Here is a 26,377-nt window from a genome sequence, read left to right on the forward strand (position 1 = left end):
TGCAGCCAGCATCCGTGCAGGCACGGCATTCCGGCACGAACGGCGGTGTAGAGAAGCAGCAGTCCAGATTGGGCATAAAATCAGCTCCCGTTGAATGTGAAATGGGAAAAATCGTTTGAGCAGGTGCGTGGGCACCTGCCATATTTTATGCCCGCTTCGGTATTTGTGCCACCGGGTGTTGTCCCACTTTGCGCACCTGCGGAATAAAATGAATGTAAAGGGCATGTGTAGATGCCCGCTTTCGTGCGCAGTGCCGTGGGTGTGCGGAAAAGCGAAGCGGCAGGATGATTAAAACGCGGGATAACGGGCAAAATAGAAGCAGATGTAAAAAAGAATGAAATCGGAGCGTGGCTACTGTGACGGTACACAGAGGTGACATTTATTATGCGGATCTCAGCCCTGTTGTTGGTTCCGAGCAAGGCGGTATCCGCCCGGTTTTGATCGTGCAGAACGATGTGGGGAACAAATACAGCCCAACGGTGATTGCCGCAGCGATCACCAGTCAGACAGGCAAGGCCAGGCTTCCCACGCACATCAACCTTCATGCGGAAACGTGCGGGTTATCCAAAGACTCGGTTGTTTTGTTGGAACAGATTCGCACACTGGACAAACGGAGGCTGAAAGAGCACATGGGAACGCTGGACTCGCCTGCTATGCAACGCATCAATCAGGCCCTTTCCATCAGTTTCGGCCTTGGCGGTTCACGCGGGAACGCGAAGACTACATAAAAGCGTCCCGCGAAAGGAAAAAATGCCCCGCCCACCAATCGGTGGGCGGGCGAATATTGAAATGATTTGATTTTCCGCTGATCCAGCGGATTTTTTTGTGTTTGGGTTACCGTATGCCATGTATATTATATCCTTGCCGCGAAAAAATAAAAAAGAGACAGCTGCCGGAAGGCCGAAAGGAGCAAAGCTATGGCGTCACTGACCGTACAGGAATTGCAGGCAATGGATCGGCATTTGGCCTCGGAGCAGATGCTGGTCAAAAAATATGTGTCCCTTTCCGTATCTTGTACAGATCCGCAGCTCAAAGCCAAATTTGAACAAATATCGGCGAGGCATCAGGACCATTTCAACCGTTTGATCAAGCATCTCGAATGAGGGAGGGTATCTGCCATGCCGTTTGGAAACAATACGAAAAACCAGTGGGGGGATAAGGAAATCCTGTATGATGCGGTGATAACGCAGAAAGCGATGGCGGATGCCTATGATACTTCCGCTGCCGAGAGCATTACACCCAACCTGCGCAATGAGTTTCTGGGCCTTATGAAAGACGAGCAGGAAATCCTGTTTGAGTTGTATACCGAGATGCAAAAGCGTAGCTGGCTCCCCGTGCAGATGGCCGATCAGGCACAGGTGACCAGTGCCCGCCAGAAATACCAGCCTGCCAATCCGTAGGCGGAGCCCCTGTGGCGCGCGCCGGCAGGGGAGTGTGCCGGTTCAGTTTTGGATGATGTCCCCAACGGTATCGAGGATATATTTGGGGCGGTAGGGAAACAGTGAGGGCGTATGGACATCGCTCACGCCGCTGAGGACCAGAACGGTGTCGATCTCGGATTCAATGCCCGCAATAATATCGGTATCCATGCGGTCGCCGATGATGGCGGTGTCTTCACTTTTGCAGTTCAGCAGTTTCAGTCCCGTGCGCATCATCAGCGGGTTGGGCTTGCCTACAAAATAGGCTTTCTTACCTGTGGTGATCTCGATGGGGGAGACAAGCGCCCCGGTCGCGGGTGCCATGCCGGTTTCCAGCGGATTAGTGCAGTCCGGATTGGTGCCAACAAGCTTGGCCCCTTTGAAAATGAAGCGAACCGCACGCTGGATATTTTCAAAATTATAATTGCGCGTATCGCCCACCACCACGTAATCGGGGTTGACGTCGTTCATGGTGATGCCGGCGTCATACAGCGCGTTGACCAGGCCCGGCTCGCCAATGACATAGGCGCTGCAGCCGGGGGATTGCAGCGAAAGAAAGGATGCAGTGGCAAGTGCGCTGGTATAAAAGTGGCTTTCTTCTACATCGATGCCCAGGCGTTGGAGTTTCTGCCGCAATTCGCGTGGAGAGCGTTCGCTGGAGTTGGTGAGAAAAAGGAATTGCTTGTCTTCTTTTTTCAGCCAGTCCACGAATGCGGCCGCTCCGTCCAGCAACTGGTTGCCGTGGTAGATGACGCCGTCCATATCGCAGATGTAGCCTTTTTTTCTGGTGATCTCTTCCATGCTTTGTTCCCTCAATTTTTTTATGATGTGAATGCCGCGGCCGGATGTCAAAATCGCCGGGGCTTCATCCGGCAGCTCTGTCAGGCCGGATATGCAAACAGTTCCAAAAGGTCTTCAGGTCGGGATAATAATTTTTTTGCACCGTTTTCCAGCAGTTCCGCGCGGTCTCGGAACCCCCAAAGAACGCCCACGCCTATCATGCCTGCCGCTGCCGCGGTCTGCATGTCCACGCCGGAATCCCCTAGGAACAGGCACTGCTCCGGGCAGACCGCCATGATTTCGGCGGCTTCCAGCGCGGCGGCCGGGTCGGGCTTGCGCGGAACATCCGGCCGGTTTCCGAAAACGGGATGGAACCGATTTCCGAACAGTGCCGTTACGATCTCTTTAGCGAACGCGTCCGGTTTATTGGAAAGCACGGCCAATTTGACGCCCCGTTTCCCCAGAATGTCAAGCAAGGGAAGGATACCGGTATATGGTCTGGTATGGTCCAGCCCGTGCGCCCGGTAATAGGCGTCAAATAAGGTGCGGGTATGCGCCAGGGTCTCCGGTGTGCGGGCATGTTCCGGCAGCACCCGTTCGAGGAGTTTCGGCACGCCGTTTCCGACAAAAAAGCGGTAACGCGGTGTTTCATGCGTGGGATAATCCTGCGCACGCAGCGCGTGGTTGGCGGCATCCGCGAGATCCTGCAGAGAATCTGCCAGCGTGCCGTCCAAATCAAATATACAGGCAAGATGCATAAAAAGGACCTCCTATCCTATCAAAACCATCCAGTGGCCGGATGGGGAAAAACGAAACAGGAAAGAAAATATGCTGCCGAAGATCATCGCCCAAACAACAGGAGAATCACGGGCAGATGAAAGGTCCATTGCAAAATCAGCAGGGCACCTGCATGCAGCAGCATGAAAACGGGCAGACCCAGCATGAATTTGACATGACGTGTCTTGTGCCGAATGATTAGCATGGTCAGAAACATGGCGGCGGCGCCGCCCGCAAAAGCGACCCAAAGCAAAGTGGCTTCCGGAATGCGGTAGCGGTGGCGAACAGCCCGGTGCTTGTCGCAAACCGTGAGCACTACCGCCAAGAGAGAAATACCGGCAAAAAAGAGCCAAAAACCTTCCGGCGCGGACATACCATCACCTCGCATTTCAGGGTCCGGATGCTATCGGTTGTCTTGCGCGCGTCATGTTGCTATTATACCGCTTTTTTGTACAAAAGAAAATGCAGCCTGCCGGGTTCTTTGCAAAAAAACAAGGAAACAGACGGGGCGGCCTGGTTCAAGGAAACGCGCTAAAATTTTGGAGGAATTCACAAAAATACGTGGTATTTTCCCGGTTATCCTTTATCAGCATGAGATGTTTTACTTGACATTTCCTGAAAAATACCGTATGATAAGAAAGGTATTGACAGGTATTGGCGCTTGCAGCGGGGGAGCCATGAAATCGAAAAATGTGCTTCCGCCTCCGGATGCCGAATTGGCGGCGCGGGCGTGCGCGGGCGACCGGGACGCAATGGCCGATCTGGTTTCGTCCTTTGTTCCGTTCATCCGCGCGCACAGTGTTCCCGTTGCAGCGGCCGGGCTTGAAGCAGATGATATGATGCAGGAGGGTATGCTGGGTCTTCTGGGTGCCGTTCGGCACTTCTGCCCACAAAACGGCGTGCCGTTCCGTGCATATGCGCATATCTGCATCAAGCGGCGTATGGCTTCCGCTGTCCGCCGTGCGACCTGCGGCAAGGCAGTTCCACTCAACTATGCACTTTCACTGGATGATCAAACCAATGCTCTATTTGCCGTTTCCCGAACAAACACTGATCCCGAAGAGGTTGTGATTTTCAAAGAGACCGTTGGCGCGCTTTCGGCGGTTGCGCGGGCTCAGCTATCATCAAAAGAACGTACGGTTTTGTGTCTGTATCTCTCGGGCGTTTCGTATGTCGGCATGGCCGACAGGCTCTGTGTGCGCGTGAAAACCATCGACAACGTGTTGCAGAAAATCAGGAAACGGCTTCGTCGATCCGTCTTGTATATAAGCGGTTAAGTGCCCCAGTAGCTCAACGGAAGAGCGTTGGTTTCTTCAAAGGTGTCGGTTCAAATCCGTCCTTGGGCAAATTCTATATTTTCCAAAGCGAGGTAAAATGCATGTACCAGGACAAAAAACTTATCTGCAAAGAGTGTGGCGAGGAATTCATTTTCACTGCCGGCGAACAGGAATTTTATGCAGAAAAAGGGTTCGTGAATGAGCCCCAGAGATGCAAATCCTGCCGCGATGCTCGGAAAAACGCGGGTAAGCCCCAGCGCGAGATGTTTACTGCTGTTTGCGCTTCGTGCGGCAAAGAATGCAAAGTTCCGTTCCAGCCCAAGGAAGATCGCCCCGTCTATTGCAGTGAGTGCTTCGCTAAAATCAAGGAGGAGCGCTAATCTCCGACACGTTTGTTTGAACTGGCTTCCTTTTGTGCCTCGGAATCTTCCGAGGTATTTTTCTGTTTTACGGCAGTTTAAAAAAATTTGCGTAACCGATTGCAAACTGGACGTTTTTTAGGTATAATAAGCGATAATAGGATAGGGTATTGTCTTTGCAGAGCTCTGCAAAGTGTTCAAGGAGGATTCTTATATGGCACAGGTCACAAAAGAGACGCTGATTGGAGAAGTGCTCGATCTCGATATGGGAACGGCGGAATTCTTCATCACCATGGGGATGCACTGCCTGGGTTGCCCGGCGTCCCGCGGCGAGAGCATTGAGGAAGCCTGTATGGTGCATGGCACCGACAGTGACGAACTGGTGAGCAAAATCAACGAATATCTTGCTTCCAGCACCAGCGACTGATGCTGCATGGGCACACAAAATGCCATCCGGTGTGCCGGATGGCATTTGTTTTTTGGAAAACAAACCGGAATGGCCGGTCTGGCGGCACGGAGGTGTGCCGGGCTGTGCCGTCACGGAGGGTTTTATGAGCGCATTGCCGCCGCTTAGCGCCCGCCTGCGTCTGGCGGCGTCGTTTGTCCGTTCGGGTGTGACGGTGGCGGATATCGGCACCGATCACGCCTATCTGCCGGTCTGGCTGGTCTGCTCCGGGCACAATCCTTCCGCGCTGGCGTGTGATGTGCGTTCCGGCCCACTTGCCCGCGCCGCGCAGACTGTGGCGCAGTACGGTGTGCAGGAGCAAGTGGTCTTGCGGCAGACCGACGGGTTGGCGGGCGTGCAGGCACAGGATATCGTGATTGCAGGAATGGGCGGGGAGTTGATTGCTGCGATCCTTTCCCGTAGCGAGTGGGTGCGCCGGCCGGATGTGCGCCTGATTCTCCAGCCGATGACCGCGCAGGAAACGCTGCGCGCCTGGCTGTGTCGGGAAGGGTTCGTGATTGATCGAGAAGATGCCGCCATGGAAGGCGACAAGCACTACCTGGTGATGTGTGTCCGGTATGGCGGGGTGCCATTTGAACCGGATGCATTTTTCTGCTTTGCGGGTCGCCTGCCTGAAACCGGAAGCCGGGCCGGGCGGGATTATCTGTGCTGGCAGGCGCGGCGTTTGCGAAAAAAGGCGGACGGTCTGGCGCGCTCCGCCGCCCGTGCCGCGCAGGCGGAAACATGGAGCGCATTGGCCGCCCGCCTGGAGCGGGCGGCGGAACAGATATGAAATGGGGGCATGGATATGACGACCGTAGGCGCTATTTTTTCCTGCTTGCAGGAATGGGCACCTCTGCGCCTGGCCGAAAGCTGGGACAATGTGGGCCTGCTGGCGGGGGATGCCGGCGCCCCGGTGCGCAAAGCGCTCGTTACGCTGGATATCACCTGTGCGGTCTGTGAGGAAGCAGCGTCAACCGGCGCAGAGCTGATCGTCAGCCATCATCCTGTCATTTTCCGGCCGCTCCCCAGCCTGCGGGCGGAGGGCGTTTCCGCACCCGTCTGGCGGCTGGCGCGGCATGGTCTGTCCGCCATTTGCATGCATACCAATCTGGATATTGCCGAGGGCGGTGTGAACGATGCCCTTTTGGCGGTGCTCGGTTTGGAGCGCACGGCCATTTTGCAGCCGCTCGGCGCGTTTTCGTATCAGAAGATCAGCGTGTTTGTGCCGAAAACCCATGCCGCGCAGGTGCGCGAGGCCATGGCGGGTGCCGGCGCGGGACGGTATGCCGGTTATGACAGTTGTGCGTTTGAAACGCCCGGTACAGGCTATTTCCGTCCGCTTGCTGGATCGAGACCGTTTATCGGTGAGCAGGGGCATTTGCAGGCGGCGGAGGAAGTGCGTATCGAGGCAATCTGCGACATGCGCGATACCGCTCGGGTGTTGGCCGCGATGAAAGCGGCGCATCCCTATGAAGTGCCCGCTTACGATCTTTTCGAGGATCAGGCGCTGCAAAAACCGTATGGACTGGGGCGCGTGGCGCGACTGCCCGTGCCGGTCGATCCGGTGGTGTTTGCGCGACAGGTCCGGGAGCGTTTGCATGCGGCGGGTGCCGCGTTTTATGACGCGGGCCGCCCGGTGCAGACTGTTGCCGTATGCAGCGGCGCATGGAGCGGAGAACTGACGGACGCGGCAGTGCGTGCGGGAGCGGACACCGTCCTGACCGGTGAGATCAAACATTCGGACATTCTGGCTGTCGCGGCTGCGGGGCTGAACCTGGTGGCGGCCGGGCATTTTGCTACCGAGCAGCCGGTCTGCCCGGTGCTTGCAAGGAGGCTGACGGAACGGTTTGCGGATGTTTCGTTCACGGTGGCGCAATCCGGTACGGAGCTGCTCACATACGCGGACTGAACGGCGGGCTTGTCCTGTGGTATCGGAATCCATATAGAGAAGGGGAAAACATCCATGGCGCTTGACGGTGCGTTTTTGTCTTTTGTCGCCGCAGAGCTTTCGGTGCTGATCGGCGCACGGGTTGACAAGGTGCAGCAACCGGAAAAAGATGAGCTGGACATTACATTCAGGCAGCGGGGCGGTGGGGCAAAGCTGTTGCTTTCCGCCAGCGCCGCGCATCCGCGTGTGCATCTGACGGCACAGAGCAAGGAAAACCCGATGACTGCCCCTATGTTCTGCATGCTGCTGCGCAAGCATTTGGGTGGCGCCAAGTTGCGTGCGGTGCGCCAGCCGGGCCTGGAGCGCCAACTGTATCTGGATTTCGACTGCCGGGACGATTTCGGCGATGAGGTGCAAAAGACGCTGTCGGTGGAGATTATGGGCCGGCACAGCAATCTGATCTTCATCGGCCCGGACGGAACCATCATCGACGCTGTCAAGCACATCGACTATACCATGTCCGCCAGGCGGCAGGTGTTGCCGGGTCTTCCCTATACGCCGCCGCCGGCACAGGACAAAGTGGATCTGTTGTTGGGTTCTCCGGTGGATGCCCTGCGGCGGGTGTTGGCGCAGCGCAGTTCGCTTGAAAAAGCCCTGCTCAAATCGGTGCAGGGCCTGTCACCGCTGGTGTGCCGGGAGCTTTGTGAAGAAGTGGCGCACGATGTTTCCGCAGACGTGGAAGCGCTGGGCGAGGCGGGACAGGGCAGGCTGCTGGCGGTTTTCACAGCGCTGACTGAACGTCTGCGCAGCCACCGCGGCGAGCCGACTCTGCTGACCGATGTGCAGACCGGCCGCCCGCTGGAATTCTCTTTTCTGCCCATCATGCAGTATGGCGACCGTGCGGCGGCGCGGCGGCTGGATTCGTTTTCTGCATTGCTCGACACGTTTTACACCGAGCGTGACCGGGTGCTGCGGGTTAGCCAGCGCGCGCACGATATGCTTCAGGTGGTGGAGCACGCCGTGCAGCGTATCAACCGCAAATTGGAGCGCCAGCGTGCGGAATTGGCGGCCAGCGAGGATCGCGAAACGCTGAAACAGCGCGGAGATTTGATCTCCGCCAATCTGTACCGGCTGCAAAAAGGAATGCCGTCCTGCACGTTGGAGGATTTTTATCACGACAACGCGCCCGTCGAGATCGCGCTGGATGTGCGCCTGACACCGGCGCAAAACGCGCAGAAATATTATAAGGAATATCATAAAGCCGCTGCCGCGGAGCGTTTTCTGACCGAACAGATCGCCGCGGGCGAGGAAGAATTGCGCTACCTGGAAACGGTACTGGACGAAATCGCCCGTGCAGGCGGGGAAAGCGAACTGGCCGAGATCCGGGACGAACTGGTCGGAAGCGGATACCTGCGCCGGCGCGGACAAAAGCGGGAAAAGCTGCGTGAAAATGCCCCCCGGCGCTTTGTTTCGGACGACGGGTTTGAGATATTGGTCGGCCGCAACAACAAACAGAACGACCGCTTGACACTCAAGACCGCCGCCAAGACCGATATGTGGTTCCATACCAAGAACATCCCGGGCGCGCATGTGATCGTGCTGGCCGGCGGGCGGGAGGTGCCGGAGCGAACCCTTACGCAGGCGGCGGTGCTGGCGGCCACGCACAGCAAAGCGAAGGATTCCGCACAGGTGCCGGTGGATTACGCGCCGGTGCGGCACGTGAAAAAACCGGCGGGTGCCAAGCCCGGCATGGTGATCTATGAGGGATACAACACCGCGTATGTAAAACCGGACGAAGCGCTTGCCGTCAGGCTGGAACAGACGGCTGCGGGACGGGGATAGGAGAGCGGGGAAAATAGGATGCTCGATGACCTTGCAAGGGAACTGCCCGCTTACAGGCTCGTAAGGATAACGGAAAACGAGTATGATGCTTTATTTTCCTTGCAGCAAAGCAACCCGCATTACTTTTCAAAAATGCAGAACCATCCCGTCACCTATCGGGAGAGTATTGCAGGAACCACGGAATTGCCACCCAATACTGCACGCGGGCAAAAAAACGATATCGGGTTTTATCGCCACAATGCAATGGTGGCAATACTCGACTATGTCGTAGATTATCCGGAAAAGCATACGATTTTTATTGGTTTCTTTATGGTCGATGGAACGAAAAGCAGAAGAGGAATCGGAAAAACCATTTTATCGAAATTCATAGAAGTGATGCAAAGGAACGGCTTTACCAAACTTCGGCTGGCCTGTATAGAAGGAAACGAGGAAAGTTATTCGTTCTGGAAAGCGATGGGTTTGCATGAGGTTTCCAAAACCATTTCCAGAGCAGCCGGCCGAAAGGATTGGCATTTGATCGTGATGGAACGTGACGTTCTATAAAACTAAAAAAGAGTCAGATTCTTAGGGCCCTCTTACAGGGCATATTCGGTATACGCGGGTTTGGAGGTTCAAATGCGGATACGACCGGTTTTGCAGAACGATTTTGAAGACCTTCATAAATTGGTTTGTCAGGTGCATTCTCTGCATGTGGAAAACAGACCGGATGTATATGCTGATATAGACCTCATGATTGGCTATGATTTTGATTCCTTATTGTGCGACGACAACGCAAAAGCGTTTGTTGCCGAGGACAATGGCCGATGTGTGGGGGTATGTAGCATAACGATTCTCCCGCCCCCAAAAAGTCCTTTGCTTAAATCGAGAACGGTGGCGCATATTGAGAAATTGTGCGTGGATGCCAACTATAGAAAACAAGGAATTGGCAACAAGCTGCTTCAAGAAGCCGAGATATGGGCAAAAGAAAAAGGTGCCGATTCTTTGGAACTGATTGTGTGGGCATTCAATCGAGACGCTCTCACGTTTTATAAAAATGCAGGCATGAAAGAACGCAGTTTTGTCATGGAACAAAAGCTGTAGATGCGTTTTGATCGTTCACAACGTCAGGAATGTCATTCATAATAGAGCAAATAACGCAAATCGAGGAAATCGGTCGCACGGTCGTAATCGCTGCCGTTTTTTACGACGTGTGAGCGGTTTTGGGCAAGAAAATTCACGATATTGTAGACGTCGATCCAGATCTCATTGTTGCTTTCCCGTTGTGAATCATTGAAGATCAGTTGCATGCCGAAATGCAGATGCGGTTTGTTCATGCCATTAACATCCTCTTTGGCGCTGTACCCCGTCATGCCCAGATAGCCGATTACTTCACCCGCCTGCACGGCTTCTCCTACGGCCAGGCCGGTGCGGTAAGGGTGCCCCTGCCGCAGATGCGCATAATAGTAATACCGCTTTTTGTCAAAGCTGCGAATGCCGATGCGCCAGCCGCCATATTTGTTCCATCCGAGTTCTTCCACATAGCCGCTTTCCACGGCGCAGATCGGCGTGCCCACTGTCCCCATCAGATCGTTACCCAAGTGCCGGCGGCTGAACCCGAAGGAACGGGACGTGCCGAAATCGTCATAGTGCCCGTAGCCGTATCCGGCCGCGATGGGGGAAAACAGCTTCAGGCCGTATTGCACGGTATAATTGCCGCCCGCGCCGGTGGCATAGTTGCCCACCGCGTTGCCCAGCACGGCGGCATATACCTGGTCGAAGTAGCTGTAATTCTTCATGCCGGCCGTGATGCTTTGCATGGTTTCGCCATTTTTGAGGCGTGCAAGCAATGCGTCGAGATCAGCGGAGCGGTAACGGTTCCAGTTTCCGCCGTATTTTGTTGCTAGAAAAGCCAGAGCATCCACAAAATGCAACGGTGTTGCCGTTGCGTGGGTCTGTATATCCAGCTTGAGCGCCCGCTGCATGGCAGCCAGCGGAACATTGAATTCCGCCCATTTGATGGTGCTGCTGCTTTCAGCGCTGGCGGTAATGACTTTCTGACCGGCCGAAACAGAGAACAGGAGCACCAGCGCGGCCAGCACGATGATGGCCACGCGTTCGGTCCAGATTTTTCGCTTCACGCTGCTTCTTCACCCGCCGCCGGTGCCAGTTTCCATAATCGGTGAGCAGGGGACGGCAGTAATATGTATATGTGCCACAGCTGGTCCACTGTACCGTATTTTGGAAGAATCTCAAGTGCGGTTGTCATGCCGCCGGTCTTGCAGCATCCAACCGCTGAAGAAATGCGTTTGCTTTCAAAAAAACAGGGGATGGCCCGCCGAAGGGCCGGAGGTCGTTAAAATGGAAAACAAATGGGATGCGTTCCGCACAGTTTTGCAGGAAGCCGCTATCATCACCGTAACGGCGCTGATGGTGCTTTTGGGCATCGCCAATCTTCTGCCTATTCATGGGATTCCTCTTTTGGAAGGCGGGTTCCTGTCACCGCACGCGGAGGCGCTGCACCGCACGCTGTCGGTCGTGGTGGGGTGCGCCATGCTGTTTTTAAGCTATCGTTTGTATAAGCGCGTGCGCATGGCGTATTACCTCACGGTCTGTTTGTTGCCGCTTTCCATCTTGCTGCATCTGTATGCTTCAATGCCCCAACGGCCGGTTCTGCCGGTGGTAGTGGTGGAACTGCTGATGGAAGTGATCCTGTTGTTTCTGCGCCGCAGGTTTACCCGCAGCGCAGACCCGATCACGCTGCGGCGCGGGCTTCTGCTGGCGCTGCTCTGTGTGGCGATTGTGCTGCTCAACACCGGTATCGGTATGTTTGTTATGCGCAGGCATTTCCAGGGCGTCACCACCATTCGCGACGCGTTTTTTCAGTCGGTCCGCCTGTTTGTGATGATGGATGTTTCCGGCGCGGCCCCTCAAAATCTGCGCGCCGTCGTGTTCATGCACTCGGCGGTGGTGCTGTATTGGGGAAGCCTGGTGGCTGCTCTGGTGTTTATCCTCAAACCGCTGGTGTATCAGCCGATTGTTTCCGGACGCGACCGCGCCCGTGTGCGGGAATTGCTGCGGCTGTATGGCTACAACAGCATTTCCTATGTGGATGTGGAGCCGGATAAAAAATATTTTTTTAGCGAGGCGGCGGACGGTTTCATTGCCTATGTCATTGAGAATGAAACGGCTGTTTGTGTGGGAGACCCGGTCTGCAGACAGGAAGACTGTGCCGTGGTGCTGATGGATTTCCGTCGGTTTTGCAGGCAGAATAATCTGGACATCTGTTTGTGTCAAGCATCGGAGAAACTGGTGAATATCTATAAAGGGCTGGGGTTCGGTGTTGCGAAATGCGGAGAGGAAGCGGCATTCGATCTGTCCGTCTACTCCATAGACGGCCCTCAAACGTCCAAGCTCCGCCGGGATGTCCGTTCTGCTGCGCGTAAGGGCATCGCCGTGAAGGAATACAAACCGCTGACGGAGCGGGACCCCGCGCTCGAGCAGCAAATACAGGAGGTGTCCCGGGAATGGCTGGCCGGTAAAAAGAGCGGCGAACTTTCGTTCCTCCTTGGCTCAGTGGGGCTGGAAAATCCGTTGGACCGCCGGTATTTCATCGCGTGCGACCGCACGGGGAATGTCTGCGCGTTTATCGTGTTTCTCCCGTTTGTGGGCGGGTATTATGCCGACGTTACCCGCCGCCGGAGGGATGCGCCGGCCGGCGTGATGGAGGGTATCACCCTCGCGGCGTTTGAGACCTTCCGTAAAGAAGGGGTGCGCTGGGGATCGATGGGCGTGGCGCCTCTGTCGAATACCAGGACCGACACGCAGTCCACGCGCGTGGCGGCCCTGCTGGCCTATGTTTTTGAGCATGCCAATGCGTTTTATGCGTTCAAATCGCTTTATCAATACAAAAGGAAATATAACCCCACCGTTTGGAAATCGCACTATTTTGTGTATTATCCGGCCAAATTCACGCCCCAGATCGCTTACGCGCTGGTGAAAGCTCACAACCGCGGCGGTGTACAGGACTTTCTGCTCAACCGTATTCGGCATCTGGCGGCCCGGATGCTGCATATGCACAGCCAATCGGCTTGAAAAAGGCGGGCGGATAGGTTTCGTTTGCCTTTTGCGTCGGCATGACCCGCCAAGCGGGGAAATGAGGAATGGTCAGACGACGGGCTTTCTTCGCACGGTGTTGCGCAGTACGCCGATGTGATCCACTTCGCATTCCACCACGTCGCCGTCTTGCAGAAAGCGCGGCGGGTCGAAGCCCGCGCCGACGCCGGCGCCGACGCCGGCGGGTGTGCCGGTGCTGATGATATCACCGGGCAGCAGGGTAAACCCTTTGGAAAGGTCGCTCAAAATGGTGGGGATGTCGAATATCAGCGAATCGGTGTTGGCGTTCTGCCGTACTTCTCCGTTCACGCGGCAGGTCACCTGCACCCGCGCCGGGAACGGGATCTCGCTCTGGTCCGCCAGCACGGGGCCCATCGGGCAAAAGGTATCCAGGTTTTTCCCGCGAAACCATTGTTCATGTCGGGCCTGCAGGTCGCGGGCGGAAATATCGTTGAGGACGGTGTAGCCGAAGATGTAGGATGCCGCGTCTTCCGCGGGGATGTTTTTGCCTGCCCGCCCGATGACAAGCGCAAGCTCCGCTTCATAATCCAGCGATTCCGTAAGTTTTTCCGGGCAGTCGATCACGCCGCCGGGAGCGAGGGCCGGCGCGGCTGTCTTGGTGAAATAAACCGGATGCTGCGGGATGCCGGTGCCGGATAGCCGCGTGCCTTGCACCTCGGTGGCGTGTGCGGCGTAATTTTTCCCCAGACAGAAAACATTGCGTCTGGGGCGCGGGATGGGGGCGCAGAGCACCGCGTTGGTGACCGGGGTGCATGCCGAAAGGTCTGTGGCGGCCAGTGCGGAAAGGATGGCGGGCGTTTCCGCCGCCGCTTCGATCAGTGCGAGCAGAGATGAAACTGGGGGCCGCCCGGCACAGGCGAGTGCATCGTTCAGGTCGTAAATGGTTTGTCCATGCAGCAAGCCGGCATGTTCCGCGCCGTTCTGCCTGTAAGTGAGATATCGCAAGGGCCGCACTTCCTTTGTTTTGAATTGTTTTCATCATAGGGAAGTTTGTTTGCTTTGTCAAGCAGACAACGCATGCGGGCGGCGCTGTTTACAGCGCAGGGCAGTTGTGCTATAATAAAACGTAAATGCTTGCGGGAGAGCAGGCGAACAGATTCCATCAGGTGCGAAAGGAGATCAAAGCATGGCTACCAAAAAAAGCGGTAAGGGCGAGCAGTTCCTGACATATAAAGGAAAACCGCTTGTGCGCAGCGGCGATACACTGTATTACGGAAACGTATATGATAAATATGTCGTGATGATGCAGATCAAGGGCAGCACGAAGATCAAGGACGCGGATGTGGCGGGAACGGTGCAGGTGCAGCTGCTGTCCACTGACAACGATATGCGTGTGCGCGATCGCGTCATTAAAAAGACTGAAAAAGAAGGTCTTTACAACGCGATTGATATCGGCAGCATCTGGCTGGAGCGTGCGCTGGGCGAGCAGTGAGCCGTTTGGCCGGACAAAATCATAAAAACCGGGGGCAGGCCGCATACAAGCGGCCTGCCCCCGGTTTTTGCCGCGGGACTCAGCGTGCGGGGTCTCCTTCAAAATTGATGCCCTGCGTGATGGCGGAAAAATCGCCGCCATCCCGACAGAGCCGCTCGGCCAGCGGGAAGAACGTTTTGTATGCTTGGCGGGCGATACCGAACAGTTCGTAGGCAGTGTGTTCCAGCGCATCGTTGCCAGGCTCATGTACCGCCCGCTTTATATTCGCGTAATCAATCTCAGTGCCCGGCTCCACCGGGTGAATCAGCGCCATCACGGCGGGATAGCTGTTTTCCGTCAGGTGTTTGGCAAATGTGACGGCGCGCCGTTTGAATCCCCGCGGGCTGTAAAAAAAGCTGTACAGCAGCTTCATGCTTAAAAAGGAATGGGAGATGGCCCGGATGGAAAAGGTCTGCTCAAACCGGCTGCGAAACAGCTCGCGGTACATCTCGCACACCGTGTTCAGTTCCGGGATGCGCCGGAGATGGCTGATAACGGAAAAATCCTGAATCGTCATGCTGCGCAGCCGCTTGAGAAACAGCACATCCAGATTGGTTTCGATTTGCCGGTGCAGGTAATTGTCGCTTGCCTTGGGCAGGATGGTTTTGAAATAGCGCTGCATACCGTAAACATACGGGTGGAACGTGCGGTCCAGGATATAATGGGAGAGGAACCCATAAAAATAAGAAAGGAGAATCTTTTTTTCCATTCCTTCGGCTTTTTTGCAACAATCGGCCATAAACGCAAAATTCTGATCCATATCCTGCTCATGCATCAAGCCGCCGATCCGGCTGAGCATACGCCAATGCGGATGCACGGGCGGTGAGAAAAAGAGGAAATCCGGCCCTTGCGACCCCCATACATACATATTGCCGCTGAGCATGTCGTCAATACATGGCGGCGCGACCATTTCGCTGAACAGATAATGTGTGAGGATGGCAGGCATCGGGTCATCTCCATTCTTTTTGGTCTGATGCGGAAATTGATGTGCGACGGCGCGGTCAAAGGCAGTCAAAACAAGCACACCTTGTCTATTTTACTCCGAAAAAGGAAAATGTGCAAGAAGCCGCGCCCGGTTTCCGGCGGACAGCACAACAGGTCGGGGGCCGTATACGGCCCCCGACCTGTTGTGAGATCCCACCTACGAAAGGAGATTATGGTTTACGGCGGCGTGACAGAAGCAGCACAGCCGCGGCAGCCAGTGAAACAGCGACCACAGCGCCTGCCGGGGCGCCGCCGCCTGTATAGGGGTTGCTTACGCCAAACCCGGTGCTGGGGGTTACCCGCTGCACGGAGGCTGACGTGTTCCGCAGGTCGAACAGCCGTTTGCCGCCATGCTCCAGCATCTGGTATGCGGTGAGGGCTTCCAGTGCCTGTTGGGTTGCAATGGTGTTCGCGCCTCCGCCGGAGACATGGGCAAAAGCGCCGCCCGAAACGGCAAACGAAAGCAGGTTGGAAAGCGGAGAGTTGCCGTTTTGCAGGAACTGCGCATCAGACGCGGGGTTGATGCCGAGCGAAGAAAGCGCGATGATGACCTGTGCGGTGGACTCGGACGCATTGGTGGAGAACCCGCCGTTTGCCCGCTGTTGCCCGGCCAGATAGGCCAGCCCTTTGGTAACGGCGGCCTGCACGCCGGTTTCGCTGATATGCGGGGCCAGAGCGGTCAGTGTCATGGCGGTGATGTCCACATCACTGTATCCGGTGACCAGGCCGAACCCGCCGTCTTTGTCTTGTGCGGCAAGAAGGGTGCTCAACAATGACGCTTTGCTGACGGTCGCGTTGGCCGGCGGCGTGTAATCCGCGCTGTCCAGCGCAAGCAGGGCGAAGATGTATCCATTCAGCCCGGTGCGGCCGACATTGGTCTGCGTATACAGCTGATTCACCAGATTGGCGCCGTTGAAATTAGTGGGGTCGGCACCCGCTGCCCGAAGCACCAGCACATATTTGGCCAACGTGATGGCATTCAGGTTGCCTTCGGCGATCGCAGCCGCAGCATCCGGCAGGTAGGCGCCCGGCACGGGGTATCCCGCCCGCGCAAGTGCGAACGCCGTCCAGTCGGAGGTATCGCTTCCCAGCGCAGCCGCCGCGCCTTTTACCGCACTGGCAACCGAGGTGTCCAGCGCGGAAGATGTAGTAGGCGTAGAGGTGGTGGAAGAGGAAACGGAAGAAGAACCGGACGGAGAACTGGAAGAAGAACCGGAACTGCTGGATGCGTCGGCGGATACCGTGAGGGGCGCGTTGTCAATCCGCACGAGCAGGGGGGCGGGGCCGCTTCCGTTTTTCTCTACCCGATAGGTGTAATTGCCGGCGGCGGGTGCAGTAAAGGTAACGTCTCCGTTCGTGTCCGTCGTCTTGCTCTGCCCGTTGAACGTGACCGTCGCACCGTCCACATTGGAGGAAGTGCCGCCATCGGAACCTGTTACATGGAATGTAAACGGTTTTCCGGCCACAGGCGTGGCGGGGGATAGGCTGACAGAAGGGTAAAGCGTGCCCGGCCAGGCAATGAACGCCATCACGATATCGTCTCCCGCGGCAGGCTTGAGGGAACTGACGCCTACCGATGCGCTGGCGCCGTTTTGATAAATACTCCAGAAATAATAGGTGCCGTTTGAGGAGCTTCCCGATTCGCCGCCAATTGAGTTAATGTAGTACCCCATGCTGTCGGAATAGGACTGATCGTATGGGATATGCTCGGCGTCCAGGGCGGCTGTATATGCCTGCTCCAGTGTTTCGTCCGATGTCAGGGGCACATCTTCGTTCAGATACGTTTGAGTGGCACCTTCGATGCGCAGGTGGAAGGTGCTTTGGGCGGCGGCTGCCGCCGACAGGGGGATGCCCGCAAGCAGCAGCGCAAACGCGCAGCAGATGCAGACCCAGTTTCGAAATGCTTTTTTCATCAAACCACTCCTTTGTTTTTTCTGGTGGTCGGGGGGCAAACGAAAACGGCCTCTTTTCCCCAAAAGGAAAAAAGACCGCAACAAGAAAACGGGTGAATACCCTGCAAGGCCGTTTCCATGTTTGTCCTCTCCCTCCGAAAGGATTACACCGCACTTTACAGGCAGGTCTTCTGGCTTGGCATCTTCCTGTTTTTCATCCTTCCCGGTTTTGCAACCAGTGGATGGGCCCGATTGGCCCCAAGGAAAAACAGTCCGCCTCACAGCAGCGGGGGCTGCACCGGTTTTGCACCGGTTTCCCTATTATCACGGCGAATAGCCGCGCACCTGCAAAGAGTTTAATTCTATTGTAACGGAAACCCGCCGCGTCGTCAAGGGAAGGGAGCGGGAACGGGTTTAGAAAGAGCGGTTTGTACGGCGTCGATCCGCGCAGAGAGTGATGAGCCAAATCTGCGGTGCCGCCCAGATGCGCACCGGTGGGCCCACCGTACCAATGCCATTTGAAACGATGACGGTGGTGCCGGCGTTTTTGATGACGCCGGTCAGATATTTCAGTTTGAACCGCGAGGGCATAAAACCGGTGGGCGCCCATTTGCCCAGCAGGCTCACCTGACCGCCGTGCGTATGCCCGCAGAGCATCAGATCAATGAGGCTGAACGGCAGTTGTTCGGCGTAATCCGGGTGATGCGAAACCAGTATCATGAAGTCGTTCGGGCGCGTTTCCGCCAGCATGGGGGAAAGGTCCTGCGTGGCGGTGGTGAGGTCGGCCACACCGCCGACCCGGATGCGCGCGCCCCCCTTTTCCAGCCAGTATCCTTGGTTGTCCAGCGAACGGATGCCCGCCTGCCGCATGCATTGTTCGGAGAGTTCCGCATCCGTATTGCGGTCGTGATTGCCCAGCACGCCGTAAACGCCAAACGGCGCGGTGAGCGCGGCGGCCTCACGGAAAAAACTGGGGATATGTGCCCGGCTGTGGCTCACATAATCGCCGCCCAGCAGGACCAGATCGGCGTGCAGGCCGTTGGTGAGCGCTACCAGTTCTTTCACACGCCCCAGAGGGAAACTCCTGCTATGGTGGATGTCGGAAAGAAAAGCAACGGTCGTGCCGTCGAATGCGGCAGGCAGATCCTGCGATACCATGCGGTATTTCCGCAGGGTTATTTTCTCCACTCTGGTCACGTTCCGGCCTCCAGATGCAAAATCATGCCGCGCATGCACGGCATGGGCTTTTTTGTGCCTTCTATTATACCATATTACGCGCGGCAGGGTATGTCTTTGCAAGGAAAAATGGATGAAATCTTTTGGCGGCATGAAAACGGCCGGCTGCACGCCTGCATTGTGTTGCAAAACAAAAAGAGGGACGATAAACGTCCCTCTTTTTTTGCAAACGTGCAGTAGAAAAATTCGCTGAAACAGATTACACTCTGAAGAGCAGGTCGGTATAGACCGGAACCGGCCAGATGTCGGCAGGAACGATGGGTTCCAGCGTGTCGATATCCGAACGCAGGTCGTTCATCGCCGAAAGGACATTTTCGCGATAGGCAAGCGCGGAATCAAAGTTGGTTTCCAGCGCGCCGGCAGCTTCGGCAGCCGCTTTGAGAGCTTCCGCCTTGGCAACGATGGATTTGGACAGGCCCAGCACTTTTTCCAGATACGCGGTGTTGCCGCTTACATCCACACCGGCTGCCTTGAAGGAAGCGATGGAATCCGAAAGGGTCTTGGCATATTTGAATGCCGCGGGTACCAGCTGACGGAACGTGATGTCCACCAGTGTGAGCGCTTCGATGTTGATGATCTTCGCATAGTTTTCGAGCAGGATCTCATAACGGGCGTCGATCTCTTTGCCGACCAGCACACCGTGTTTCTCAAGCACATTGCGGTTTTTCTCATCAAGCAGCGCCTTGATGGCCAGCACGGTGTTCTTGATGTTGGGCAGGCCGCGTTTTTCCGCTTCCGCAACCCACTCGTCGGAGTAGCCGTTGCCGTTGAAGATGACGCGTTTGTGGGCTTTGAAGATTTCGCCGGCAAGCGTGAGCGAGGCTTTTTCGATATCGCTGGTGCTTTCCAGGCGGTCGGCGATCTGGCTCAGGGCCTCGGCCACGATGGTGTTGAGGACGAAGGCCGGGCCGGCGACATTGGCGTAAGAACCGCACATGCGGAATTCGAACTTGTTGCCGGTGAATGCAAACGGCGAGGTGCGGTTGCGGTCGGTTTTATCTTCCGTGATGACAGGCAGGGAAGAAACATCCAGATTAGTCTTTTTGGCTTCCGGAGAGGTGAACTTTTTGCCTTCTTCCACCGCGTCGATCAGGCTTTCGAGTTCCTCACCGACGAACACGGAGATGATGGCGGGAGGCGCTTCGTTGGCTCCCAGACGATGGTCGTTTCCGGCGCTCGCCACAGACGAGCGGAGCAGCTCGGCGTATTCATCCACCGCTTTGATGACCGCCGCGAGGAAGATGACGAACTGCGGGTTTTTGCCCGGATCGTCCGTCGGGTCGAGGAGGTTTTCGCCTTCGTCGGTGGAGAGGGACCAGTTGATATGCTTGCCGTTGCCGTTGACGCCCGCGAACGGTTTTTCGTGGACCAGGGCGGCAAGACCATGCTGTTCAGCGGTCTTCTGGAGCAGTTCAAGCACCAGTTGGTTGTGGTCGACGGCGACATTGGCCGGGTCAAAGATCAGCGCAATCTCATGCTGGGCCGGAGCCACTTCATTGTGCTTGGTTTTGGCGGTGATGCCCAGTTCCCACAGCCGCTCGTCGAGATCGTGCATGAAATCGACGATCTTGGTGCGCAGGGTGCCGAAATACTGGTCGGCGAGCTCCTGGCCTTTCGGCGGCTGCGCGCCGAACAGGGTGCGGCCGGTGAGAACCAGGTCAAGGCGCTGGTTGTACAGGTCGCGGTTGACGATGAAATATTCCTGTTCCGGGCCGACGGTGGCGGTCACTTTTTTCACGCCGGATTTGCCGAAAGCGGCCAGCACGCGGCGGGCCTGCTTGTCAAGCGCTTCGTTTGCGCGGAGGAGCGGGGCTTTTTTATCAAGGATCTCGCCGGTGTAAGAGAAGAACGCGGTGGGTATGTAGAGCGAACCCTCTTTTACAAAAACCGGAGAGGTGGTGTCCCATGAGGTGTAGCCACGGGCGGCGGAGGTTTCACGCAGGCCGCCGGACGGGAAAGAAGACGCATCCGGCTCGCCTTTGATCAGCTCTTTGCCGGAGAACGAAAGGATGACTTTGCCGTCGCCGGTGGGAGAGATGAAGGAGTCGTGCTTTTCGGCGGTCAGGCCGGTCATCGGCAGGAACCAGTGGGTGAAGTGGGTGGCGCCCAGGTCGATGGCCCACTCTTTGATGGCGGCGGCCACTTCATCGGCAATGGATGTATCCAGCGGTTCACCGAGCTCGATGGTCTTTTTCAGACTCTTATAAGTCGCCTTAGACAAGCGTGTTTTTGCCACAGCGTCACTGAAGACGTATTTACCGAAAATTTCGGCTGGGTTTGTTTTTGCGTTTCCCATAAAAAGTAATCCTCCTTAATATTGGAACATGCAGATAAAAATAAAAAGGCGCACGGCAATAAAGCCGCGAAACGCCTTTGTTCCGCATTGGACTTTTCAAATTTTATCATACAAAGGGGGGCAATGCAAGAGGGTGGGCGCGGGCATCTTTCTCAAAACATAAAAAAAGCTGCTGAAAATCCTGGTATCCGGCGCGTCATGGCTGCAAGCGACCGGTATCACGCGGGAACAGGGAAGCCTCGCGCACGTTTTTCAGCCCCATCAGTTTCATGACCAGGCGCTCCAACCCGATGCCGAGACCGCCGTGCGGCGGCAGGCCGTATTTGTGGGCCATGAGGTATGACGCGAAATCGGCCGGATCGAGGCCCATGCGGCGCATCTTGTCAACCTGCTCGTTGTAGTCGTGGATACGCTGGCCGCCGGTGGTGATCTCCAGCCCGCGGAACAGCAGGTCGAAGCTGAGTGCAAATCGTTCGTCCGTGGGGTCGTCCATCGCATAAAAAGGCCGTTTGGCCGCTGGAAAATGCGTGATAAAAACCAGATCGCTGTCGCATTCCCGCTTGACATGGTCGCAGAGCGCCACTTCGTCATCCGGCTCCAGATCCCATTTGCCGGGTTTGCGGCCGAGCTTTTCGATGATCTCGCGCGCCTGCATGAAGGTAAAGGCCGGAATCTTGTCAACGACAGGCACATCGACCTTCCACATCGCCAATTCTTCCAGACAATGCGCCTGAACATAGGCGAACAGGTGCCGGAGCATGGCGGTTTCCATCGCCATCACGTCTTCCATGCCGCTGATGAAGCCCATTTCAAAATCCAGCCCCACATACTCGTTGAGGTGGCGGGAGGTGTGGTGCTTTTCGGCGCGAAAGACCGGCGCAATCTCAAATACGCGCTCAAACACGCCCACCATCATCTGCTTGTAGAACTGGGGACTTTGGTTCAGAAACGCCTTGGTGTCGAAATAATCCAGATGGAAGATGTTGGCGCCGCCCTCCGCGCCCGCGCTTACGATCTTGGGCGTGTGCATCTGGGTAAAGCCGTTCTGACGCATGAAATCGGCAAACCCATCGGCCACCGCTTCCTGAATTTTGAAGATGGCGCGCTGGCGCGGGTTGCGCAGCGTGAGCGGGCGATGGTCGAGGTTGGTATCGATGTTGAGGTTGAGGTATTTTTTATTGATGGCGAAGGGGTATTCCTCAGCGGGGGAGGAGATGACGGTGAAATCAACGATGTGAAGCTCGAAGCCGTTCTGCGCGCGCGGCTCGTCCACTGCCTCGCCACACACCTCGATGCAGGTGCCCTCGCGCAGCCCGTCCAGCGGAGTTTTGGAATAGGTGGGGTTATATACGCATTGCAGCGTGTAGGCGCCGGTGCGCAGGATGAGGAACGAAAATTCGCCCATATCCCGGATGTTGTGTACAAACCCCTTGATGCGCGCGTTTTTCCCTGCCTGCCGGAGGGTTTGCAGATCTACCGGCTGTTCGACACTGCCGTCAATAAAGGTCATCGTTCCCATTCTCCTTCACCAAAACGCCGTCCGGCGTTTCCGTATATGATCTTGCATTTGCAGATTTATCTGTTGTTCAAACTTTCGGTCAGCTTGGCGCGCAACGCGGCGGGGTCGGCCTTGCCGCCCAGAATGCGCATGCACTGCCCCATGAGAAAGCCGAAAGCTTTTTCCTTGCCGTTCTTGAAATCAGTGATGGATTTCGGGTTGGCGTCCAGCGCCTGCTCCACCGCCTTGCCGATGGCATCCGCGTCGCCCACCACGCGCAGGCCGTATTTTTTCACCAGAGCGGCGGGCGCAGCCTGCTCGTCAAACAGCAGGCCGAACACCTTTTTGCCGGATGCCGCCGTAATCTCGCCCTTCTGGCACAGCACGATTAGATCGGCCAGATAAGCGGGCGGGAAGGGGATGGCTTCCGGCTCGAGGCCGCGGTCCTTGAGCTGGCGCATCATCTCGCCCACGATCCATTTGGCGGCTTCTCTACCGTCACTCTGCGCGGCGGCCTGTTCATAAAAATCGGCCAGCGCACGCGACGCGGTGATGATGACGGCGTCGTCTTTGGCAACGCCGGTCCGCACGTAGTCTTCCACACGGGCGGCGGGCAGCTTGGGCAGGGTGGCACGGATGTTCTCAATGCGCGCGTCGTTCAGCTTGACGGGTACCACGTCCGGCTCGGGGAAGTAGCGGTAATCGTCCGCTTCCTCTTTGCTGCGCATCACGCGGCTGGCACCCTTGTTGTCATCCCACCGGCGGGTCTGCTGAACGATATGCCCGCCCGCTTCCAGTTCCTCGATCTGCCGTTTGCTTTCGCCGAGCACGGCGCGGTAGATGGCGCGCAGCGAGTTGATGTTTTTCATCTCGGTGCGGGTGCCGAACGCTTCCGCGCCTTTGCGCCGCACGGAGAGGTTCACGTCCGCACGCAGGGAGCCTTCTTCCATGCGGCAGTCGGACACGTCGGCATACAGCAAAATCGCGCGCACCTTTTCGACATATTCATGCACCTCTTCCGCCGAACGCATGTCCGGTTCGGAGACGATCTCGATGAGCGGTACGCCGCAGCGGTTGTAGTCTACAAACGTGCGGCGGGAGACTTTGTCGTGCACCAGCTTGCCCGCGTCCTCCTCAATGTGGATGCGGGTGATGCCGATCTTTTTGCCGCTGTCCAGCGTGACGTAGCCGCCTTTGCAGAGCGGCAGGTCAAACTGAGAGATCTGATAGGCTTTGGGCAGATCGGGATAAAAATAGTTTTTACGGTCGAGCTTGGAGAAATGCGCGATCTCGCAGTCCATGGCAAGCCCTGCGCGCACGGCGTATTCCACCACTCGCTCGTTGAGCACGGGCAATGTGCCGGGCATACCGGTGCAGACCGGGCAGCAATGGGTGTTCGGTTCGCCGCCGAACGTAGTCTCGCAGCCGCAGAAAATCTTGGTTTTGGTGGAGAGTTCGGCGTGGATCTCAAGACCCACCACGATTTCATATTCAGCCATAGTTGCCCCCCTTACGCGATGACCGGCTGTTTGTGCGCATCCGGCGTGGCTTGCTCGTACGCGTATGCCGCCTGAAGCAGCGCCGGCTCGCCGAACGCGGGCCCGATGAGCTGCATCCCGATGGGCAGGCCGTCCTCGTCGTAGCCGCAGTTGATGGAGAGCGCGGGCAGGCCGGCGATGTTCACCGGCACCGTGTAGATGTCACCGAGGTACATGCTCAGCGGGTCGCCGCTCTTTTCGCCCAGTTTGTAGGCGGTGGTGGGCGCCGTGGGGCCGAGGATCAGATCATAGTCCGCAAAGACCGAGTCGAATCCGTTTTTGATGATGCGGCGCACCTGCAGCGCTTTTTTGTAATAGGCGTCGTAGTAGCCCGCGCTCAACGCATAGGTGCCCAGAATGATGCGGCGCTTGACCTCGCGCCCGAAGCCTTCGTCCCGGGTGCGGGTGACGAGCTGCGCGAGTGTTTTGCAGCCGTCCGCCGCAAAGCCGTATTTCACACCGTCATACCGAGCCAGGTTGGAACTGGCTTCCGCGGAGGAGATGAGGTAGTAGGCGGGCACGGCGTATTCGGTGGCGGGGAGGGATACCTCCTCGCAGACCGCGCCGAGCTTTTCCAGCTCCTTCGCGGCGGCAAGAATCGCGTGTTTCACAGAAGGGGCAAGCCCGTCGCCGAGGTATTCTTTCGGCAGGGCGATCTTCATGCCTTTGATGCCCTTGCCCAGCGTGGCCGTATAGGACGGATGAGCGTAATCGGCGCTGGTGGAGTCATGCGCATCCCGTCCGCAGATGGCGTCGAGCACCACGGCGGTGTCTTCCACATTGCGCGTGATGGGGCCGATCTGGTCAAGCGAGGAAGCGAATGCGACCAGTCCGTAGCGGGAGACCGCGCCATAGGTGGGTTTGAGCCCGACGACGCCGCAGAACGCGGCGGGCTGGCGGATGGACCCGCCGGTATCCGAACCGAGTGCAAACGGGGCTTCGCCCGCCGCCACGGCTACCGCCGCGCCGCCGGAGGAGCCGCCGGGCACGCGCGTAAGGTCCCAAGGGTTAGCCGTTTTTTTGAAATAGGAAGTCTCGGTCGAACCGCCCATGGCGAACTCGTCCATATTCAGCTTGCCAAGGGTGACTGCGCCGGCCGCGCCCAGCTTCTCGACCACGGTGGCATCGTAGGGCGGGGTGAAATGCTCGAGCATTTTGGAAGAGCAGGTGGTGGTGGCTCCGCTGGTGCAGATGTTGTCCTTGATGCCGCCCGGCACGCCCAGGAGCGCGCCGCTCTCCCCGTCGTCGAGCCGTTCCTGCGCGGCGGCGGCCTGCTTTTCGGCCAGTTCCGGGCAGACGGTCACATAAGCGCCGGTTTTGCCGTCCACCCCCTCGATGCGTGTGAGCAGGGCGTCGGTCAGTTCGGGCGCGGAGATTTCACGTGCGGCCAGCAGCCTGCCGGCTTCGCGCGCGCCCAGTTTCCATAATTCCATCCGGTTCACTCCTGTTCCACCGCGAGCGGCACGTCGTAATAGCCGTCCTCGGTCTTGGGTGCGCAGCCCAGCAGCCGGGCGCGGTCATACGACGGCACGGGCTTGTCCGTGCGCAGCACGTTGGAAAGCCCCAGCACATGCTCCATGGGCTCCACGCCGGTGGTATCGATTTTGGAAAGCACGTCCATATAGCCGATGACCGCCGTCAGATCGTGTTCCAACACGGCCTTCTCTTCATCGCTGAGTTCAATCTGCGCAAGCCGCGCGATGCGCTCGATATCGGGTTTCTGATCCATTGCGTCCTCCCGTTCAGAAAATGCCGGCCGGCCTGGCGGCCGATCCAACGATTCTGCATGCAATACATACCCAATAGTATAACATATTTGTGCAGCAATTCAATAGTGCGAAAAAGCGTGGGGCTGTTTTAGACGATATGCACATCTTTTTGAGGAAATACCGGCGGATATTTGCAAAAAATGATAAAATTCTGGGATTTGACAAAAGATTGTTTGGCAAAAGACAAACGCGGATTGACAAGCTGCTCCCGGAGAGGTATGCTGAAACCATCACCATAACGGTAGAGATACGGTTTTATAACGACGAGGGGGAGACGGCATGCAGGAAACAGCGCTTGAAACGGACAGAGAAGAAGGAGAAAACCTGTTTTTGACCTTTTTGCTGGGGCGGGATGCGTTTGCCATCGCCATCGATTATGTCAGCGAGATCGTGCAGCTGCAGCCCATCGTTCCCGTGCCGCAGCAGCAGGTGTTCATGAAGGGCGTGATGAATCTGCGCGGCGACATCATCCCCGTGATCGACCTCAAGCAGCGCCTGCGCGGCGAGGAAACGCAGCCGTCCGACCGTACCTGCATCATTGTTACCAACATTGGCGGAGAGCGTGCGGGCATGATGGTGGACAATGTCTCCGAGGTGGCCAATGTCCCCCCGGCGGATATTCTGCCTGTGACGGACAGCGGCACAAATGGGGACGGCTGCATCTGCGCCATGGCCAAAAGCGGCGAAAGCGTGAAAATGGTGCTGGACTGCGGTGCGGTGCTGGGGCAGGGCGCTTTCGGAACGGGCGGCGCTTCGCCTTTGTTGACGGAATGATGTATTCTGACAGATGA

The 26,377-nt window shown here is 56.9% G+C and carries 27 protein-coding genes, 1 tRNA gene and 1 riboswitch; of the genes, 15 read left to right on the top strand and 13 right to left on the bottom strand.

Annotated features, from left to right (window positions below; all coding sequences use genetic code 11):
- Positions 1-356 precede the first annotated feature (356 nt).
- The 3 genes from ETHHA_RS05465 (at position 357) to ETHHA_RS05475 (ending at position 1,400) form a co-directional block, all read left to right on the top strand.
- On the top strand, positions 357-728 hold the full coding sequence (locus ETHHA_RS05465; RefSeq protein WP_013484990.1) for a type II toxin-antitoxin system PemK/MazF family toxin: 372 nt from the start codon (positions 357-359) through the stop codon (positions 726-728).
- A 189-nt stretch (positions 729-917) separates the two neighbouring features.
- Complete coding sequence (locus ETHHA_RS05470; protein ID WP_013484991.1) at positions 918-1,103, top strand: hypothetical protein; 186 nt, start codon at positions 918-920, stop codon at positions 1,101-1,103.
- 15 nt (positions 1,104-1,118) lie between these two features.
- Positions 1,119-1,400 (top strand): spore coat protein, encoded by a 282-nt coding sequence (locus tag ETHHA_RS05475; protein WP_013484992.1) that lies wholly within the window; start codon positions 1,119-1,121, stop codon positions 1,398-1,400.
- Between the two features lie 42 nt (positions 1,401-1,442).
- Here the strand turns inward: ETHHA_RS05475 and ETHHA_RS05480 are convergent, their stop codons facing one another.
- From ETHHA_RS05480 to ETHHA_RS05490, 3 genes are all read right to left on the bottom strand, one after another.
- Positions 1,443-2,219: an HAD-IIA family hydrolase gene (locus ETHHA_RS05480; RefSeq protein ID WP_013484993.1), complete on the bottom strand. Its 777-nt coding sequence runs from the start codon at positions 2,217-2,219 to the stop codon at positions 1,443-1,445.
- Positions 2,220-2,299: 80 nt separating this feature from the next.
- Positions 2,300-2,956, bottom strand: coding sequence for an HAD family hydrolase (locus ETHHA_RS05485; protein WP_013484994.1), 657 nt, complete (start codon positions 2,954-2,956; stop codon positions 2,300-2,302).
- 83 nt (positions 2,957-3,039) lie between these two features.
- Entirely contained in the window at positions 3,040-3,348 is a 309-nt protein-coding gene (locus ETHHA_RS05490) for a DUF1294 domain-containing protein (RefSeq protein WP_013484995.1), read from the bottom strand.
- A gap of 304 nt (positions 3,349-3,652) precedes the next feature.
- Here ETHHA_RS05490 and ETHHA_RS05495 point away from each other — a divergent pair, with 304 nt between their 5' ends.
- The 9 genes from ETHHA_RS05495 to ETHHA_RS05535 all read left to right on the top strand — a co-directional run bounded on the left by ETHHA_RS05495 (position 3,653) and on the right by ETHHA_RS05535 (position 9,869).
- Positions 3,653-4,252 carry a sigma-70 family RNA polymerase sigma factor gene (locus ETHHA_RS05495; RefSeq protein WP_041686689.1) on the top strand — a complete coding sequence of 200 codons (600 nt, stop codon included), beginning with the start codon at positions 3,653-3,655 and terminating at the stop codon, positions 4,250-4,252.
- 2 nt (positions 4,253-4,254) lie between these two features.
- Positions 4,255-4,321 (top strand) — tRNA-Glu (locus ETHHA_RS05500).
- Positions 4,322-4,353: 32 nt separating this feature from the next.
- Positions 4,354-4,632, top strand: coding sequence for a zinc-ribbon domain containing protein (locus ETHHA_RS05505; RefSeq protein WP_013484997.1), 279 nt, complete (start codon positions 4,354-4,356; stop codon positions 4,630-4,632).
- Positions 4,633-4,825: 193 nt separating this feature from the next.
- The gene (locus ETHHA_RS05510; RefSeq protein ID WP_013484998.1) at positions 4,826-5,038 is read left to right on the top strand and encodes a DUF1858 domain-containing protein; all 213 of its coding nucleotides are present in this window, start codon (positions 4,826-4,828) and stop codon (positions 5,036-5,038) included.
- Between the two features lie 124 nt (positions 5,039-5,162).
- Positions 5,163-5,849 carry a class I SAM-dependent methyltransferase gene (locus ETHHA_RS05515; protein ID WP_013484999.1) on the top strand — a complete coding sequence of 229 codons (687 nt, stop codon included), beginning with the start codon at positions 5,163-5,165 and terminating at the stop codon, positions 5,847-5,849.
- Positions 5,850-5,864: 15 nt separating this feature from the next.
- Positions 5,865-6,968: a Nif3-like dinuclear metal center hexameric protein gene (locus ETHHA_RS05520; RefSeq protein ID WP_013485000.1), complete on the top strand. Its 1,104-nt coding sequence runs from the start codon at positions 5,865-5,867 to the stop codon at positions 6,966-6,968.
- A 54-nt stretch (positions 6,969-7,022) separates the two neighbouring features.
- Positions 7,023-8,789 (top strand): Rqc2 family fibronectin-binding protein, encoded by a 1,767-nt coding sequence (locus ETHHA_RS05525; protein WP_013485001.1) that lies wholly within the window; start codon positions 7,023-7,025, stop codon positions 8,787-8,789.
- Between the two features lie 18 nt (positions 8,790-8,807).
- Positions 8,808-9,332, top strand: a complete 525-nt coding sequence (locus ETHHA_RS05530; protein ID WP_013485002.1) for a GNAT family N-acetyltransferase — start codon at positions 8,808-8,810, stop codon at positions 9,330-9,332.
- A gap of 72 nt (positions 9,333-9,404) precedes the next feature.
- Positions 9,405-9,869 carry a GNAT family N-acetyltransferase gene (locus ETHHA_RS05535; RefSeq protein ID WP_013485003.1) on the top strand — a complete coding sequence of 155 codons (465 nt, stop codon included), beginning with the start codon at positions 9,405-9,407 and terminating at the stop codon, positions 9,867-9,869.
- 32 nt (positions 9,870-9,901) lie between these two features.
- On the opposite strand, the gene ETHHA_RS05540 is transcribed toward ETHHA_RS05535, so the two are convergent.
- On the bottom strand, positions 9,902-10,906 hold the full coding sequence (locus tag ETHHA_RS05540; RefSeq protein WP_041686691.1) for a M23 family metallopeptidase: 1,005 nt from the start codon (positions 10,904-10,906) through the stop codon (positions 9,902-9,904).
- Between the two features lie 220 nt (positions 10,907-11,126).
- On the opposite strand from ETHHA_RS05540, the gene ETHHA_RS14470 reads away from it, so the two are divergent.
- Complete coding sequence (locus tag ETHHA_RS14470) at positions 11,127-12,860, top strand: bifunctional lysylphosphatidylglycerol flippase/synthetase MprF (RefSeq protein WP_013485005.1); 1,734 nt, start codon at positions 11,127-11,129, stop codon at positions 12,858-12,860.
- A 72-nt stretch (positions 12,861-12,932) separates the two neighbouring features.
- On the opposite strand, the gene ETHHA_RS05550 is transcribed toward ETHHA_RS14470, so the two are convergent.
- Positions 12,933-13,847: a fumarylacetoacetate hydrolase family protein gene (locus ETHHA_RS05550; RefSeq protein ID WP_013485006.1), complete on the bottom strand. Its 915-nt coding sequence runs from the start codon at positions 13,845-13,847 to the stop codon at positions 12,933-12,935.
- A gap of 181 nt (positions 13,848-14,028) precedes the next feature.
- On the opposite strand from ETHHA_RS05550, the gene ETHHA_RS05555 reads away from it, so the two are divergent.
- On the top strand, positions 14,029-14,334 hold the full coding sequence (locus ETHHA_RS05555) for a hypothetical protein (protein WP_013485007.1): 306 nt from the start codon (positions 14,029-14,031) through the stop codon (positions 14,332-14,334).
- A gap of 79 nt (positions 14,335-14,413) precedes the next feature.
- On the opposite strand, the gene ETHHA_RS05560 is transcribed toward ETHHA_RS05555, so the two are convergent.
- The 8 genes from ETHHA_RS05560 to gatC all read right to left on the bottom strand — a co-directional run bounded on the left by ETHHA_RS05560 (position 14,414) and on the right by gatC (position 25,546).
- Entirely contained in the window at positions 14,414-15,319 is a 906-nt protein-coding gene (locus ETHHA_RS05560) for a zinc dependent phospholipase C family protein (RefSeq protein ID WP_013485008.1), read from the bottom strand.
- Positions 15,320-15,527: 208 nt separating this feature from the next.
- Positions 15,528-17,270, bottom strand: coding sequence for a DUF4430 domain-containing protein (locus ETHHA_RS14475; RefSeq protein ID WP_013485009.1), 1,743 nt, complete (start codon positions 17,268-17,270; stop codon positions 15,528-15,530).
- 143 nt (positions 17,271-17,413) lie between these two features.
- A riboswitch (cobalamin riboswitch) is annotated at positions 17,414-17,613 on the bottom strand.
- A gap of 50 nt (positions 17,614-17,663) precedes the next feature.
- Positions 17,664-18,446 (bottom strand): metallophosphoesterase, encoded by a 783-nt coding sequence (locus ETHHA_RS05570; RefSeq protein ID WP_041686693.1) that lies wholly within the window; start codon positions 18,444-18,446, stop codon positions 17,664-17,666.
- A gap of 238 nt (positions 18,447-18,684) precedes the next feature.
- A complete protein-coding gene (locus tag ETHHA_RS05580) occupies positions 18,685-20,781 on the bottom strand; it encodes a glutamine synthetase III family protein (protein ID WP_013485011.1) in 2,097 nt (698 codons plus the stop codon).
- Between the two features lie 196 nt (positions 20,782-20,977).
- Positions 20,978-22,291: an aspartate--tRNA(Asn) ligase gene (gene aspS, locus ETHHA_RS05585; protein WP_013485012.1), complete on the bottom strand. Its 1,314-nt coding sequence runs from the start codon at positions 22,289-22,291 to the stop codon at positions 20,978-20,980.
- 65 nt (positions 22,292-22,356) lie between these two features.
- The gene (gatB, locus tag ETHHA_RS05590) at positions 22,357-23,778 is read right to left on the bottom strand and encodes an Asp-tRNA(Asn)/Glu-tRNA(Gln) amidotransferase subunit GatB (RefSeq protein ID WP_013485013.1); all 1,422 of its coding nucleotides are present in this window, start codon (positions 23,776-23,778) and stop codon (positions 22,357-22,359) included.
- Positions 23,779-23,789: 11 nt separating this feature from the next.
- Positions 23,790-25,250, bottom strand: coding sequence for an Asp-tRNA(Asn)/Glu-tRNA(Gln) amidotransferase subunit GatA (gatA, locus tag ETHHA_RS05595; RefSeq protein ID WP_013485014.1), 1,461 nt, complete (start codon positions 25,248-25,250; stop codon positions 23,790-23,792).
- 5 nt (positions 25,251-25,255) lie between these two features.
- A complete protein-coding gene (gene gatC / locus ETHHA_RS05600) occupies positions 25,256-25,546 on the bottom strand; it encodes an Asp-tRNA(Asn)/Glu-tRNA(Gln) amidotransferase subunit GatC (RefSeq protein ID WP_013485015.1) in 291 nt (96 codons plus the stop codon).
- 319 nt (positions 25,547-25,865) lie between these two features.
- Here gatC and ETHHA_RS05605 point away from each other — a divergent pair, with 319 nt between their 5' ends.
- The gene (locus tag ETHHA_RS05605; protein WP_013485016.1) at positions 25,866-26,360 is read left to right on the top strand and encodes a chemotaxis protein CheW; all 495 of its coding nucleotides are present in this window, start codon (positions 25,866-25,868) and stop codon (positions 26,358-26,360) included.
- Positions 26,361-26,377: the final 17 nt, after the last annotated feature.

This window comes from Ethanoligenens harbinense YUAN-3 (assembly GCF_000178115.2).
In the GTDB taxonomy this organism is placed as follows: domain Bacteria; phylum Bacillota; class Clostridia; order Oscillospirales; family Ethanoligenentaceae; genus Ethanoligenens; species Ethanoligenens harbinense.

Bases quoted from the DNA above. Each gene is read 5' to 3' on its own strand.
- gatA (WP_013485014.1), bottom strand. From the start codon at position 25,250: ATGGAATTATGGAAACTGGGCGCGCGCGAAGCCGGCAGGCTGCTGGCC.
- ETHHA_RS05535 (WP_013485003.1), top strand. From the start codon at position 9,405: ATGCGGATACGACCGGTTTTGCAGAACGATTTTGAAGACCTTCATAAA.
- ETHHA_RS05560 (WP_013485008.1), bottom strand. From the start codon at position 15,319: ATGCCTGCCATCCTCACACATTATCTGTTCAGCGAAATGGTCGCGCCG.
- ETHHA_RS14470 (WP_013485005.1), top strand. From the start codon at position 11,127: ATGGAAAACAAATGGGATGCGTTCCGCACAGTTTTGCAGGAAGCCGCT.
- ETHHA_RS14475 (WP_013485009.1), bottom strand. From the start codon at position 17,270: ATGAAAAAAGCATTTCGAAACTGGGTCTGCATCTGCTGCGCGTTTGCG.
- ETHHA_RS05525 (WP_013485001.1), top strand. From the start codon at position 7,023: ATGGCGCTTGACGGTGCGTTTTTGTCTTTTGTCGCCGCAGAGCTTTCG.
- ETHHA_RS05605 (WP_013485016.1), top strand. From the start codon at position 25,866: ATGCAGGAAACAGCGCTTGAAACGGACAGAGAAGAAGGAGAAAACCTG.
- ETHHA_RS05515 (WP_013484999.1), top strand. From the start codon at position 5,163: ATGAGCGCATTGCCGCCGCTTAGCGCCCGCCTGCGTCTGGCGGCGTCG.
- aspS (WP_013485012.1), bottom strand. From the start codon at position 22,291: ATGACCTTTATTGACGGCAGTGTCGAACAGCCGGTAGATCTGCAAACC.
- ETHHA_RS05475 (WP_013484992.1), top strand. From the start codon at position 1,119: ATGCCGTTTGGAAACAATACGAAAAACCAGTGGGGGGATAAGGAAATC.
- gatB (WP_013485013.1), bottom strand. From the start codon at position 23,778: ATGGCTGAATATGAAATCGTGGTGGGTCTTGAGATCCACGCCGAACTC.
- ETHHA_RS05470 (WP_013484991.1), top strand. From the start codon at position 918: ATGGCGTCACTGACCGTACAGGAATTGCAGGCAATGGATCGGCATTTG.
- ETHHA_RS05530 (WP_013485002.1), top strand. From the start codon at position 8,808: ATGCTCGATGACCTTGCAAGGGAACTGCCCGCTTACAGGCTCGTAAGG.
- ETHHA_RS05580 (WP_013485011.1), bottom strand. From the start codon at position 20,781: ATGGGAAACGCAAAAACAAACCCAGCCGAAATTTTCGGTAAATACGTC.
- ETHHA_RS05480 (WP_013484993.1), bottom strand. From the start codon at position 2,219: ATGGAAGAGATCACCAGAAAAAAAGGCTACATCTGCGATATGGACGGC.
- ETHHA_RS05520 (WP_013485000.1), top strand. From the start codon at position 5,865: ATGACGACCGTAGGCGCTATTTTTTCCTGCTTGCAGGAATGGGCACCT.
- ETHHA_RS05490 (WP_013484995.1), bottom strand. From the start codon at position 3,348: ATGTCCGCGCCGGAAGGTTTTTGGCTCTTTTTTGCCGGTATTTCTCTC.
- ETHHA_RS05510 (WP_013484998.1), top strand. From the start codon at position 4,826: ATGGCACAGGTCACAAAAGAGACGCTGATTGGAGAAGTGCTCGATCTC.
- ETHHA_RS05495 (WP_041686689.1), top strand. From the start codon at position 3,653: ATGAAATCGAAAAATGTGCTTCCGCCTCCGGATGCCGAATTGGCGGCG.
- gatC (WP_013485015.1), bottom strand. From the start codon at position 25,546: ATGGATCAGAAACCCGATATCGAGCGCATCGCGCGGCTTGCGCAGATT.
- ETHHA_RS05505 (WP_013484997.1), top strand. From the start codon at position 4,354: ATGTACCAGGACAAAAAACTTATCTGCAAAGAGTGTGGCGAGGAATTC.
- ETHHA_RS05555 (WP_013485007.1), top strand. From the start codon at position 14,029: ATGGCTACCAAAAAAAGCGGTAAGGGCGAGCAGTTCCTGACATATAAA.
- ETHHA_RS05485 (WP_013484994.1), bottom strand. From the start codon at position 2,956: ATGCATCTTGCCTGTATATTTGATTTGGACGGCACGCTGGCAGATTCT.